This is a genomic window from Listeria weihenstephanensis (assembly GCF_003534205.1).
Taxonomy (GTDB): domain Bacteria; phylum Bacillota; class Bacilli; order Lactobacillales; family Listeriaceae; genus Listeria_A; species Listeria_A weihenstephanensis.
Genome location: NZ_CP011102.1, coordinates 150,469 through 163,179 on the forward strand (window position 1 = coordinate 150,469; position 12,711 = coordinate 163,179).

General features: G+C 40.0%; 13 protein-coding genes. 9 read left to right on the forward strand and 4 right to left on the reverse strand.

Features of this window, described 5'->3' with window-relative positions; translation table 11 throughout:
• The first annotated feature begins 44 nt into the window (after positions 1-44).
• The 3 genes from UE46_RS00690 (at position 45) to UE46_RS00700 (ending at position 2,065) form a co-directional block, all read left to right on the forward strand.
• Positions 45-998 carry a LacI family DNA-binding transcriptional regulator gene (locus UE46_RS00690; protein ID WP_036058974.1) on the forward strand — a complete coding sequence of 318 codons (954 nt, stop codon included), beginning with the start codon at positions 45-47 and terminating at the stop codon, positions 996-998.
• 63 nt (positions 999-1,061) lie between these two features.
• Entirely contained in the window at positions 1,062-1,439 is a 378-nt protein-coding gene (locus UE46_RS00695; protein WP_036058975.1) for a hypothetical protein, read from the forward strand.
• A gap of 20 nt (positions 1,440-1,459) precedes the next feature.
• A complete protein-coding gene (locus tag UE46_RS00700; protein ID WP_036058976.1) occupies positions 1,460-2,065 on the forward strand; it encodes an HAD family hydrolase in 606 nt (201 codons plus the stop codon).
• 41 nt (positions 2,066-2,106) lie between these two features.
• Here UE46_RS00700 and UE46_RS00705 read toward each other — a convergent pair whose 3' ends face one another.
• Both UE46_RS00705 and UE46_RS00710 read right to left on the reverse strand, forming a co-directional pair.
• Complete coding sequence (locus UE46_RS00705; RefSeq protein ID WP_036058977.1) at positions 2,107-2,922, reverse strand: aldo/keto reductase; 816 nt, start codon at positions 2,920-2,922, stop codon at positions 2,107-2,109.
• Positions 2,923-2,924: 2 nt separating this feature from the next.
• On the reverse strand, positions 2,925-4,106 hold the full coding sequence (locus UE46_RS00710; RefSeq protein WP_036058978.1) for an MFS transporter: 1,182 nt from the start codon (positions 4,104-4,106) through the stop codon (positions 2,925-2,927).
• A 131-nt stretch (positions 4,107-4,237) separates the two neighbouring features.
• Between UE46_RS00710 and UE46_RS00715 the strand changes: the two genes are divergently transcribed.
• The 4 genes from UE46_RS00715 to UE46_RS00730 all read left to right on the forward strand — a co-directional run bounded on the left by UE46_RS00715 (position 4,238) and on the right by UE46_RS00730 (position 8,514).
• On the forward strand, positions 4,238-4,597 hold the full coding sequence (locus tag UE46_RS00715) for a winged helix-turn-helix transcriptional regulator (RefSeq protein WP_036058980.1): 360 nt from the start codon (positions 4,238-4,240) through the stop codon (positions 4,595-4,597).
• A gap of 197 nt (positions 4,598-4,794) precedes the next feature.
• Complete coding sequence (locus tag UE46_RS00720; RefSeq protein ID WP_118907334.1) at positions 4,795-5,883, forward strand: glycosyltransferase; 1,089 nt, start codon at positions 4,795-4,797, stop codon at positions 5,881-5,883.
• Positions 5,884-5,920: 37 nt separating this feature from the next.
• A complete protein-coding gene (murJ, locus tag UE46_RS00725) occupies positions 5,921-7,402 on the forward strand; it encodes a murein biosynthesis integral membrane protein MurJ (protein WP_118907335.1) in 1,482 nt (493 codons plus the stop codon).
• Positions 7,387-8,514 carry a glycosyltransferase gene (locus UE46_RS00730; protein ID WP_118907336.1) on the forward strand — a complete coding sequence of 376 codons (1,128 nt, stop codon included), beginning with the start codon at positions 7,387-7,389 and terminating at the stop codon, positions 8,512-8,514. The genes murJ and UE46_RS00730 overlap by 16 nt, the downstream gene beginning before the upstream one ends.
• Positions 8,515-8,804: 290 nt before the next feature.
• Here UE46_RS00730 and UE46_RS00735 read toward each other — a convergent pair whose 3' ends face one another.
• Entirely contained in the window at positions 8,805-9,917 is a 1,113-nt protein-coding gene (locus UE46_RS00735) for an ABC transporter ATP-binding protein (protein ID WP_036058988.1), read from the reverse strand.
• A 168-nt stretch (positions 9,918-10,085) separates the two neighbouring features.
• Positions 10,086-10,790, reverse strand: a complete 705-nt coding sequence (locus UE46_RS00740) for a cyclic nucleotide-binding domain-containing protein (protein WP_036058989.1) — start codon at positions 10,788-10,790, stop codon at positions 10,086-10,088.
• Between the two features lie 528 nt (positions 10,791-11,318).
• On the opposite strand from UE46_RS00740, the gene UE46_RS00745 reads away from it, so the two are divergent.
• Together UE46_RS00745 and UE46_RS00750 are read left to right on the forward strand one after the other, a co-directional pair.
• Positions 11,319-11,966: a cyclic nucleotide-binding domain-containing protein gene (locus tag UE46_RS00745; protein WP_036058991.1), complete on the forward strand. Its 648-nt coding sequence runs from the start codon at positions 11,319-11,321 to the stop codon at positions 11,964-11,966.
• Between the two features lie 30 nt (positions 11,967-11,996).
• Positions 11,997-12,653: a Crp/Fnr family transcriptional regulator gene (locus UE46_RS00750; RefSeq protein ID WP_036058992.1), complete on the forward strand. Its 657-nt coding sequence runs from the start codon at positions 11,997-11,999 to the stop codon at positions 12,651-12,653.
• The last annotated feature ends 58 nt before the right edge of the window (positions 12,654-12,711 follow it).

The window sequence follows — 12,711 nt, forward strand, 5'->3', positions numbered from 1 at the left end:
TTTATCGGTATGATAGAGGTAGATGGAAACGGGGGTGCGTGGGCTTGTCGAATATTAAGGATATTGCAAAACTGGCGGGGGTTTCGGTTACGACGGTTTCGCGTGTTTTGAATGATCATCCGTATGTGGCGGAGGAAAAACGTAAGCGCGTTCAAGAGGTGATGGAGGAGCTTGATTATAGTCCGAATCGTAATGCGGTGGATCTCAGTCGGGGGCGGACGAACACGATTGGTTTTGTGTTGCCGTACAATGATCATCCGTGGTTTGATAAGGTGATGAATGGTGTGCTAGAGGCGGCTTTTGCTAGGTGTTATTCGGTGGTCATTTGTCCAACTGGATATGATCAAAAAGAGGAAGAGCGCTATTTGCGAATGCTGAAAACGAAGCGAATTGACGGACTTGTGATTGCGTCGCGTGCGAATAATTGGGAGACGATTGCGCCGTATGCGAATTATGGACCGATTGTTGCTTGTGAGTATATTGATCACCCACTCATTTCGTGTGCGTATGTGGATCAGTTGCAGGCATACACGGATGGATTTCAGATGTTGAAGGATTCGGGGCATGCGCGTGTTGCTTTTACGGTGGGGCGTGAGGAGAAGTGGAGTAATAGCACGAAGCTCAAAATAGCCGCGTATGAGGCGGTTTTTGGAGAGCTTGATCAGGCGCTGTTTATGTTGGATTGTTATAATGTCGCGGACGGAAAATTGGCGGCAGAGATGTTTCTAGGATTGGAAAATCCGCCGACTGCGCTTTATGCGAATGGGGATGAGGTGGCGGCTGGTATGCATTATTATATGACGCATCACGGCTTGCGGGTACCTACTGATATTGCGATTTTGGGTGAGGAAAATTTGCCGATTGCGGAGGTGCTGGATATTACGACGCTGGATAAGAATCTGCGGGATATTGGGCGTGTTGCGGTGGACATTTTACTGGAGGAGAAAGTGGAGAAGAAACAGGTGCAACATGAAATAATTAGGCGAAATTCGATTTAAGGCTTGACATGAAACGCATTTCATCGTTTATATTCAATGTAGTAATTGAAGGAGGCGATCGTGATGCGCGTTGAGGGTATGTGTAAGGTGACGGCGAATTTTGGGATGGAGTTTCAATACGGGGAATTTTATTTGGAACGGGATTATCTTGTTTTTGATCGGAATTATAGCTTTGGCATGAAAAAACGGCAGACGTTTCCGATTGCGAAATTGCAAAATATTAAGGTTGTTCCGGAGAATGGGCGGCTGTATGTGACGTTTGCGTGTGGTCCGACTGTTTTTGAATTGGACTCGGCTTTGGACGGGGATTTGAAAGGGTTTGCGCAAGAATTAAGGACGGCGAGGCATGGTGCGAAAACTGGGAAACGGGAAGCGAAGCATTTTAAATATGAGAATAGACGACAATATACGACGCATCACCAGCATCATTTTGCAGAGTGATGCCAGAGAGGCGGAATTGGATGTATAAAACGGTAATTTTTGATGTGGATGGGACGCTTTTGGATACGGAACGTGTGGTTTTACATGCGTTACGCGTGGCATTGGGGAATGTTGGGTTGCATTATGAGCAGGATGATTTGCGATTTGTGCTTGGGATTACGGGCGAGAAGGCATTGGCGCAACTGGATGTGAAGGATAAGGACGCGGTGATGGAGGAATGGTTTGCGCTTGAGGCGAAGCTGAATGATGAGGTCGATATTTTTGACGGGATCGAGGAAGTTTTGGTGAAATTAGCGGGAATCGGTGTGGTGACTTCGAAAAATGCGGGCGAGATGGAGACGGGATTTTATCCGTTTGATTTGGCGAAGTATTTTGACGCGATCGTTTGTGCGAGCGATACGGAGAATCATAAACCGCATCCTGATCCACTTTTGCGATGTATGGAATTGCTTGGCGCTGATCCTGCGACGACGCTTTATGTTGGGGACGCTACATATGATATGGCGTGTGCGCATGCGGCTGGCGCCGATTTTGGGCTGGCGTTGTGGGGCGCGAAGAAGGTGGATGGCTTTGCGGACGCGAATGTTGTTTTGGAAAAGCCGAGTGATATTTTGAAATATGTTTGATATAAAAAAGCTAAGGCGTACCTTAGCTTTTTTTTGTGTGTCTAGAAATCGATGTTATCTGGGTCTGGGCCGACGCGGAGGTTTTGATTGAGGGCATCGATTTTTGTGAGTTCTTCAGGTGTTAATTCGAAGTCAAAAATGTCCATGTTTTCGGCGATGCGGTGCGCTTTTGTTGATTTTGGGATGACGATGATGTCGTTTTGTAGGTCCCAACGCAGGATGACTTGCGCGACGGTTTTGCCGTGACGGGTCGCGATTTCTTGAAGAGTGACATTGTCGAAAAGGCCGCCTTGCATGAGTGGGGACCAGGCTTCGACGCGAATGTTGTTTTCGGCGCAATACGCGATGAGCTCTTTTTGTGTGAGTTGTGGATGGAGCTCGATTTGGTTGATGACGGGCATGATGGTGGCGTGTTTTTTAAGCGTTTCTAGGTGGTGAATCTGGAAGTTGCTGACGCCGATTGCACGGATGCGGCCGTCTTTGTGCAGTTTTTCAAGGGCGCGCCAGGCGTCGATGTATTTGCCTTCCACTGGCCAGTGAATGAGATAGAGGTCGAGATAGTCAAGCTCCATTTTGCGCAGGGTTTCATCGAATGCGGCGAGTGTTTCTTCGTAGCCGAGATCGGCGTTCCAGACTTTGGATGTGATGAAGAGGTCGCTGCGCGGGACGCCGGATTCGCGGATTCCTTGAGCGGTGCTTGCTTCGTTGCCGTAAATTGCTGCTGTGTCGATGTTGCGGTAGCCGAGTTGGATGGCTTCTTTGACGGCGGACACGAGTTCTGCGCCTTCTTCTACTTTAAATACGCCGAGTCCGAGGACGGGCATGTCGATTCCATTTGCTAATTTGACTGTTTTCATTTTTAAAATTCCTCCTGTTTTGTTTCTAATTTTTTACTCCATGCGGTAAGGGTGACGGCGATTAGGACCATGATCATGCCGATCCAGGTGGTGTCGATGATTCGCATGTGGGTGATGACGAGGCTGCCGAGATAGGAGCCGAGCGCGATCCCGGCGTTGAAGGCTGCAATGTTAAGGGCGGACGCGATGTCGACGCCTTTTGGGACGAATTTCTCGGCTAGAATCACGACGTAGACTTGTAAACCGGGCACGTTCATGAAGGCAAACACGCCCATGAGCAGGATCGTTGCGAGCCCGAAAACTTTGGATGGGGCAGTGAAGTAGAGCAATCCGAGCACAACGGCTTGCGCGATGAACATGTAGAATAGGGCTTGGATTGGCCGTTTGTTCGCGACTTTACCGCCGATCATGTTGCCGACTGCGATGGCGATCCCGTAGATGAAAAGGAGAATCGCGATGGAGCTCGTTTGGAAGCCGGTGACTTGTTCGAGAAGCGGTGTTAGATAGGTGAACACGACGAAGGTTCCGCCGTAGCCTAGTGCTGTGATGGCGAACACGAGTAGTAGCGGGCCATTTGTGAGTACTTTGACTTGATCGCCGAGCGTCATTTTGGTGCCGGGACGCAGGTTTTTCGGGATCAGGATGAGATTCGCGATAAGGGCGATGATGCCGATTGCTGCGATACCGAAGAACGCGACGCGCCAGCCGAATTGTTGCCCGACGAGTGTGCCGATTGGGACACCGGTTACGGTTGCGATGGTTAGGCCGGTGAACATGATGGAGATGGCGCTTGCCCGCTTGTTTGGCGGGACAAGGTCAGCCGCGATGGTGGACCCGATGGACATGAAGACGCCGTGCGCGAAGGCGGATATGACGCGGGCGATGAGTAGCAGCGCGATTGTTGTGGAGAACGCCGCGGCTAAATTTCCGAGTATGAATACGATCATGATGGCGAGCAGCAAGGTTTTGCGATTCATGCGTGATGTGAGTGCGGTCAAGATTGGTGCGCCGAACATGACGCCAACTGCATAAAGCGAGACCGTAAGCCCCGCGGTACTCACTGGTATTGCTAAGTCTTCGGCGATGAGCGGTAACAACCCGACACTGATAAATTCGGTCGTTCCAATCGCAAAAGCACTAACTGCCAAAGCTAATAATGCAAAAATATTTCGATTCCCTTTCAAAGTTAAGCCCTCCTAAGTTCTGCTTGCTTTTTTGATGACAAATGTTATTATGATACTAACAGGCAATTAAAACAAGTACGTACTTTTTTGTAACGTAGGCACTTTTTAGTACCTATAGAAAGGAGCGGAACATGCAGAAAAAATATAATATCTCTGTTGAGGCGACGCTTGAGGTACTCGGCGGTAAGTGGAAATGTGTGATTCTATGCCATTTAACGCACGGGAAAAAACGGACAAGTGAGTTGAAACGCCTTATTCCATCGATCACGCAAAAAATGCTCACGCAGCAGTTGCGAGAGTTGGAGCATGACGGAATTATCAATCGAATTGTGTACAATCAAGTACCGCCAAAAGTGGAATATGAATTGAGCGAGTACGGAAAATCATTGGAAAGCATTTTGACTGCCTTATGTAATTGGGGTGATTCGCATATTGAACGCGTGTATGGTGATCGTTCGGATTTTTTGGAAGACAATGTTTTGAATCAATGATTTTATAAAATTTTATATCTGCACGAACCATGGAGAGTAAAGAGCTTCATGGTTCTTTTGTATAGAAAAATAGTGGAAATGTGTCGAAACTGTCAATAAATTTACCATAAACGCGCTCCATTACATCCCAAATGTTATAAAATCACCTTTCAATTAAGTTATAATTGAGAAGATACAGAGAAGAAAGGAAGCATTTCATGAGAAATATAGGATTTGTGATTGGGAGTTTTCATATGGGCGGTATTGAAGCGGTAAATAAAGAGATAACAGAGGCACTAGCCATGAAATATCAAGTGTATTTGGTGAATTTCACAGGGGAAGGTACGTACATGACACCAAATGAAGACGTGCATAGCATATTTTTTCCTAAAATCAATAAGTGGAAAAGGATTCTTATTTCGCTCGCAATAAGAGGCATTATACCAATAAACTGGCAGCGTCTATTTGCGATACAAATCGCTCATTTGAATGCATTGATAGAGCAAAAAAATATGGAGAGCCTTATTATTTCACATCCAATGGTTGCAGCGTTAGTGCCGTATTTAAATTTAGAGAAAACCAAAGCAATTATTTGGGTACACTCGCCAGCAGAGCAATTAGAGAAAGAAATTGTTGGTTACAAAGACATCTTCTATCGAGGAGTAAAGAAAGCCAGTCAAATAATAGTTATTACCGAACATGACAAAATTGCATGGATAGAATATACAAATAAAGTTCTTTTTATTCCAAATATGCTCACGTTAGCTCCTGAGGGAAATCGAATATCTGATTTAACGCAAAAAAAATTGTTATTTTGCGGAAGGATAGATTATCAACATAAAGGGATTGATAGACTATTAACGATATTCGAAAGCGTTTCAGAGATAGGTTGGGAACTCGTTCTTGTAGGCACAGGGAAAGATTTAAAAAAATTAAAAAAAGCATTGAAAAAAATAGATACTATAAAGCATATTGAAGCAGTTTCACATAGAGAGTTACATCAATACTATAGTACATGCTCGATTTTTCTTCACACATCTAGATATGAAGGGTTTGGTCTTGTAATTATAGAAGCAATGGCATTTGGGCTCCCGGTTATCAGCTTCAACACCACAGGTTCAGAAGAAATATTAACTGGAAAATATGGTATTTTGATACCCCAAAATGATATAGAACAATACGTTGTAGAATTAAAAAAAATGATGTTATCTATTGAGACAAGGCGTGTTTGGCAGGAGAAATCATTACAGCGAAGTAAAGATTATCTACCAAGAGAAATTTTAGGTAAATGGCAAGATATCTTATGATGCGAATAATGATAGCTTAGTAAGGGAGAGATATTTTGTGCATATAAAGACAACACAGATAACTAAAATAATTGGGAGTACATTTTTGCTATCCATCTTTGCACAGTTATTGGGCTTAGTAAGAAATATTTTGCTAGCAAAGGAATTTGGCATAGGTGGTGTGATGAATGCGTTTCTTCTAGCCAATACCTACACTAATTTAGTGAGCAATATCACAGTATCGGCAATTGCAGTTGTGATTATCCCTTACTTGATACAAGAGGGGGAAAATGGGGGGAGAGAAGATACACTTCAAACCTACATGGCAACTATGTGTTTATTTACTGCTTTTCTATGTTTAGGAATAGGGATTATAGGTTACTTTATCTTTCCTTTGATTAGCGAAAATGCGAATTTGGCTATTAGGCTGATGCTACTACTTATGATTATTCCATTTTTTAGAACAGGCTCTGCATTCTTAGGGGCATTACGCAATTTTAAAAAAGATTTCATTACATCTAAAATAGCGTTACTTGTTATGGCGATTATTAATGTAAGTTATTTACTCTTAGCTTCTTCACCAACAATTAGTGGTATTGCATTAGTGTTAAGTGGATCATATGGTGCAGAATATGTCATACTGAAATTAAAGAATAGGTCTTATCACTGTGCTTTGAAGTGGGAGTGGCGAGAGCCTGCTTTTCAAAAATTAGTTCGTCAATCTGCACCGCTCATGGTCACAGAAGGCGCTTTTCAGCTTAGCGTATTATTAACAAGTTCAATTATGGGATGGTTGAGTGTAGCTTATTTACCAGCAATGAACTATGTTAATATCCTTGTTAGCATTGTCCAAGCTCTATTGCTGCTAAATATATTGACCGTCCTCTTTCCAAAGATATCATGGCTGTTTTCAACGGATACAAAGGCTGCAAAAGAAGCGTTACTTCATTACATGAGTTGGACAAACATGATAGTAATCTGGGTAGTAGCTATATTTATTGCAATTGGAGATAAGATTATAGAAATGTTGTTTCAACACGGAGCATTCACCACTGCTAATACCCAGATGGTTTACGCCTTTTTGATAGTCACTGTTCTTGCGCTTCCAGGTCTGGTAATTAGGGATTTTTTATATCGCGCCTTTTACGCATTGGGAAATACAAAAAACCCATCTTTTATTTCGTTAAGTGCTATTGTAGGCGTAATAGTAATGCTGTTAGTTCTTTTACCGCTTCAAAATGTTTACTTGCTCCTAAGTATTCCTGTCATTACAACCTATTGTTCGAGCATCTGGGCATATAAAAAACTGCAAGGATTGATAGGTAAAATAGATGTGTCACATAAGCTTTTAAAACAACATGGGATAATGGTGATCCAAGCATTTATGATGGGGTGGATCTTATATTTAATCAAGTCAGAACTTTCCTTCAACGTATATATAAATGTACTGATATTGTTGGTGTTAGGAATGATAATATACGTGTGTGGCCTGTTAGTAGCAACAAGAATAAGGAGGTGTTCGGCATGGATGAAATTTTGATTATGAGTTCGGTGCATTGTTGGAATGATGTGAGAATGTTTCATAGAGAGGCTAACAGTTTGGCTGAAAATGGGTACAAAGTGAAAGTAATAGCAGTAGAGACAGACACAGCTTATACAGGAAAGCATTGTAGATTAAATGTAGAAACAATCCAGAAAATACCACTTGGCAAACGATATAAAGTTTGGTATCGATTTTATCATATCGCTAGAATTTCGCCAGCTAAAATAATTATTTTCCATGATCCAGAGTTATATATCATAGCTTATTTTCTAAAGAAATTTACAAATAAAAAAATAATTTTTGATATGCACGAAGAATTTCCAGCCTCCCTTTTATATAAGAAGGTTGGGAAATATAAGTTACCAAGATGGGTAGTTTGTTTTTTAAAAAAAATAGAGCAGCGAATATTGCCTGTTTTTGATGGCCTTTTTTTTGCGGAAGCTTATTATAAGGATATCTATGGGGATGTGTGTGTTCAGGGAATCGATGTGCTGAATTATCCGGTACTTTGTAAGGAGACAAATAATCTGAAAGTGGATTCAGATGTAGTTAAACTTATTTATGCAGGGGCATTACATGAGGTGCGAGGGTTTTTTGAGATGCTAGAACTTGCTAGGCTGTTGAAAGAGGGTAATCACCCATTCTCGCTTAAAATTATTGGCCCAGGATCGAATAGGTTGATAGAGCAGGGACAGGAATATATAAATAAACATGGCTTGAGGGAATATGTCTCGATTTGCCCTTATATGGATTTTGCCCTGTTGGAGCTGGAATATCAAAAAGCCGATATTGGCCTAGCTTTGCTTCATGAGACACCGAATTATGTAAAATCGTTAGCTTCTAAATTATATGAATATATGAGTTACGGAATTGTGAGTGTAGCCTCCGATTTTCCATTATGGAAAGAACTTTTGATGAATACAGATGCAGGGATTACAGTTAATCCAATGAATATAAACGAGGTATATTATGATGTGGTAAAGTTGATAAATGAAGTGCCTTACCGAAAACAGTTAGCGAAAAATGGTCTGAAAGCACATGTGAATGACTATAATTGGGGAGTGGAGGAAGCAAAAATACTGAGATTTATACAGCAGTTAGAAACATAAAATAGTGATGCAAAGGCCGGAGAACTGGAATTTTTATAGGAATCTCTATTCTAGGAGTAGTGCTTTTTATGAAGTGATGTTTAGCTAGCTAATAGATGCAGATATGAAAAAACATGGAGGGTTAAGGTCCATGTTTTTTCATTGCATATACGGTGAAAAATTCGTAAGTTCATGGAGTACTCGAAAATACGGATTTCCATTTTCAGCGTTAAAATATTAATATGTCTTGAAGAACTAGTGTTTATACACGTTTAAGATGAAAATAGTACTGGTATCTCTGATCGCAATGCTCAGTCACGACCATCTTCCACAATCGAAAGTTCACTATCTACATCGAAGAAATGCGATTTAGACATCTCAAACGCGTATTTAATTTTCTCGAATGGTTCGTGGTTCGAGCGCGAGTCAACACGTGCAACAAATTCATGTGTACCAACTTTAGAGTGGAGCATGAACTCAGCGCCTGTAAGCTCGGCAACGATAATTTCAGCGTCAAAAGTAGAACCTGGGCTTGCTTCGATAACAAGCGGCTCATCGTGAATATCTTCTGGACGAATACCAAAAACGATATCTTTGCCAGCATAGCCTTTGTCATTCAACACTTTCAGCTTACCTTCCGGAACTTCAATTGTGAAGTCATCGCCGACAAATTGTGTTCCGTTTAGTTTACCTTTAAAGAAGTTCATTGCTGGGCTTCCGATGAAACCGGCAACGAACATGTTTACTGGGTGATCGTATACTTGTTTTGGTGAACCGACTTGTTGGATAACGCCGTCTTTCATAATAACGATACGTGTCGCCATTGTCATCGCTTCGGTTTGGTCATGGGTTACATAGATCATTGTTGTGTTTAATTGTAAATGTAGTTTCGTGATTTCGGCACGCATTTGTACACGTAGTTTCGCGTCTAGATTCGATAACGGCTCATCCATTAAGAAGACTTTTGCGTCACGAACGATGGCACGGCCTAAAGCTACGCGTTGGCGTTGTCCACCAGATAGTGCGCTTGGTTTACGTTTTAAGTACTCGGTTAAGCCTAAGATATTGGCAGCGTGCTCTACGCGTGTTTGGATTTCGGCTTTTGGCATTTTGCGGAGTTTTAGACCGAATGCCATGTTATCGTATACTGTCATATGTGGATATAACGCGTAGTTTTGGAAAACCATTGCGATGTCGCGGTCTTTCGGTGCGACGTTGTTCATGACTTTGCCGTCAATGCTTAGTTCGCCTTTTGAAATTTCTTCAAGCCCTGCGATCATGCGGAGTGTCGTTGATTTACCGCAACCAGATGGTCCAACGAAAACGATGAACTCCTTGTCCGCGATCTCCAAGTTGAAATCCTCTACTGCTGTTACTTTGTTATCGTATATTTTATAAATGTGCTCGAGTGATAGTTGTGCCATGTTTATTTACTCCCCCATCAAATTGTTTTTAGCGTTGAGTTCATTGTATATGAAAACGCTTTATGGAGATATGTCAGGTTGCACAAAGAATGAAAATTTTTGTTGGGCAGGTTGCATAAAGAGAGTGTCTGTTGTTTGGAGCAAATCAATTATTTTCTTCAATAGTAGTCAATATAATTTTGGTACGCCTTCATCTTCTATAATATTCATAAATTTTTTCACATCCGTTATAATCCATGGTTTACTGGTAGAAACTAGTATTTCTGATTTTCGTAAATCGCTTAAAATGTCAGAAGTGTAGGTTTTAGAGGTAGAAGAAAATTCAGCTAAAAGTGGGTAACTTATGAAATTAGGAAGCTCGATAATGTTATCGCTTTTGTGGAAACCTTTATCCAAAAACATCAGAATGCAAAGTAGGACACGTTGCTTTGAGTTCAATAAGTTTTGTAAATAATTTGTGTACAGTTTATCTCGACTAACTTCCATATGATAAGTTAGAATAATGTTTTTTGGATCTTCGGCCAGCATAACATTTTTGAAGAAGTTAAAATCTATTTTCCACCAGACGACATCGGTAAGCGCGATACAGGCTGGTCTGTTTGTTGACATTTCGTCGTAGAGCCTTAGTGTGGCTATGTCACCAGGGCTTATTAGGAATTGGTATTGATCCGTGTAATTTAAATCGTGGTTATACTTCATGTAGCCAGATGTTACTAAATAGACGTACTCATTATACGAACTACGTAACTCAACGCGATCTCCTTTCTTAATTCGTTCTTGGTGTGTATATGAATTAAACTTAATTTCTTTTTTGAGCATCTTGATAATGTTTTTATTGGAACTAAAAATTTCTAACGTGTCTTTTGAATACATAATTACCCCTCCAATTTTTATTAGCAGTATACTGGTATTTTCCCCACTAAGTTTAGTTTAAATCCATTCATACGAACATTAAAGAACTGATTTCGGTTTATAAAATATAAATATAAACTGAAATAATTGCAAATGGTTTAAAAAAATTTTTTTTAAAAAATGATAAATAACACATAAAATGCGAAATGCGAATGACACTGGTAGTATACATTGCTATTTTCTGTTCATCCAGCGATATATTTTAAGAAAGTATGGAAAAATTTCAGAACAGTAATAAAAAATGCTACTGAAAACCGAAAATCAAAATTGGAGTATACTAATCTTTGTAGAAAAGAGCAAATTGCAACAGATAAGAAAACAATCGAAAGACACGTAGGAAAGCAAGTTGAGACTAGATAACTGCAAAAGATATGACTAAAAATTCATAATTAGTGTGCAAAAAGAAGACGTATGAGAACAATGAGGGGTTTTTTAGTAAGTCAAAAGCAGGTATACTCACATATGTAGATAACGAAAGGATGACGAGCTATGGAAAGTTTAGAGTTGATAGGTAACATACAAGAACACTTATTGAACCGTTATAAAAATGATCCATTTGCAAATAAACATATCGAGCTATTGAAAGTGAAAAAAGCAACAGATATTTGGCATTACGTTGATAGTGAAAAATATTATATATGTTTTTTAGAAGGTGCTGCCTGTTTGGAGGAGCGAATTCATAGAAGTTCAAGTTTTGGAAAACCAAGCCTGAATAGTATATTGCTTTTTAAAAACGAAATCTACGATATTGAAAAATATTTTATAGAAGAGAATTCTAAAAAAAGCTTACAGACACTTACTCCTTGCTATATCATGTTCATCGAGAAATTTTATATACATGTATTACTTGAAAGTGGGTTTCCATTGGATAAACAATTATTTCAAAATCATATTAACCAAGTAGGAATAAAAATGTTACAAAATAAAGTGAAATGGTTATCGCTCCCAGCAGATCAGAGATTATATGAAGTTTTAAAGTGGTGTATCCATTCTTCAGAAGAAACCAAGCTACCAAAGTATATTACTCAAGATACAATTTCGAAAATTTCGAATATTTCTAGAGAATATACTAATATGCTACTCAAAAAGCTTCAACAAGAGGGATTAATAACTTTACATCCGACAGCAATTAATTGAGAAACGAATATTAGTGGAGGATTGAAAAATATGGAATCGCCATTTATGGATCTTTATGGAAAAGAAACTGTGAAAAAGAATTTCAGCTATAGTGAATTTTTAAAGATTTTATTAGCAAGTGGAGTTCCTTTTGTGAAGCAGGAAATTCCAAATCACCAAATTTTATTAATTGAAAATGAACCAAATAAGGATGTCTACTTTGTGGAAGATGGTGTTATCTTACTTAATAGTAATAGAAACGTTGTCCGAATTGTCGGTTCGAAACAAATTATTGGTTTGAATGGCGATGCACTTGTGGATGAAAGTTTTTATACTGCCACTGCGATTAGCAAAGTTACCGCCTACATCTTTTCGAAAAAAGAAGTATTACAAACATTGATGAGTATGCAAGAAGGTTGGTTGTATATATACCTAAATAATCAGGAAAATGAAAAAATTATGAACCGCAGATACGTATTAATGCGACAAAACGGCGAAGAACGCCTGAGAGATGCGCTGAACGAACTAGCTGAAAACTATGGTATTTCAAAAGGTGACTATATATATATCCCTAAAATCTTCACTCGGAAAATAATAGCTAGCTATACAAATTTGTCAGTTAAATCATTAGCAAGAATTATGAAGGTATTAATTGAAGAGGGTTTTCTAGTATATGACTCTAAACAATTACTATTAAGTAATGAATGAGAGAGGGGTGATTGAATGATCGCGTGCAATACATCATAAATGCACGAGGAGTCTTGTG